Source organism: Hansschlegelia beijingensis, from assembly GCF_045505405.1.
In the GTDB taxonomy this organism is placed as follows: Bacteria; Pseudomonadota; Alphaproteobacteria; order Rhizobiales; family Methylopilaceae; genus Methylopila; species Methylopila beijingensis_A.
Genome location: NZ_JBJKEX010000674.1, coordinates 1 through 681, shown reverse-complemented (window position 1 = coordinate 681; position 681 = coordinate 1). Strand labels below are relative to the sequence as shown.

At 72.4% G+C, this 681-nt stretch carries 1 pseudogene; it reads right to left on the bottom strand.

Features of this window, described 5'->3' with window-relative positions:
• Nucleotides 1-681 (bottom strand): annotated as a pseudogene (locus ACIKT0_RS19560) (hypothetical protein); the annotation flags it as partial.

The following is a 681-nucleotide window of genomic DNA, read 5'->3' as shown; positions in this document are numbered from 1 at the left end:
CGAGGATGGCGTCGAGCGATCCTGCGAGCAGTTCGCGCATCAACGTCTCCCCGCCGGCCTGCGTCGGCACCGAGGCGGGCTTGGGCCTGTCGGCGGTCCGTTCTACGGGCTTCTCGGTCGGCTTGCGTTTGACCGGCTTCGGGGTCTCCCGCTTGGCGACCGGTTTCACTTCCGGCTTCCGGGGCTCCGGCGTCTCCTCCTGGGCGACGACGGTGCGCTCCGGCGGCAGGGCGACGGCGGCCTCGACCTCGTCAGGCGTCTTCACGTCGTCGGCCGCCACCATGTCGGTCTCGACCGGCTGAGCCTCCTCGACCGTCTCGACAGGCGTATCCTGCACGCCCTCCGGGGGCGCGACTTCAGCCGTGACGGGCTGATCCTCCGGCGGGGGCGCGTCCTCGAGCTCTTCGAGCTGCTCGACTTCCTGCGGCTTGGCCTCGTCCGCGCTCTCCGGAGAGAGAGGCTGCGTCTCGTTTGCGCCGGCGTCGAGCGTCTGCGCGGCGCCTGCGGCCGGCGGGGGCGTGAGGTCCAGTTCGATCGCGGTTTCGGTCTCGCCGCCCACCGGCGAGGGCGCTTCCCTCAGGAGCACCACCGCGATCGAACTGGATCTCACGCCCCCGCCGGCGTCGAGCGTCTGCGCGGCGCCTGCGGCCGGCGGGGGCGTGAGGTCCAGTTCGATCGCGG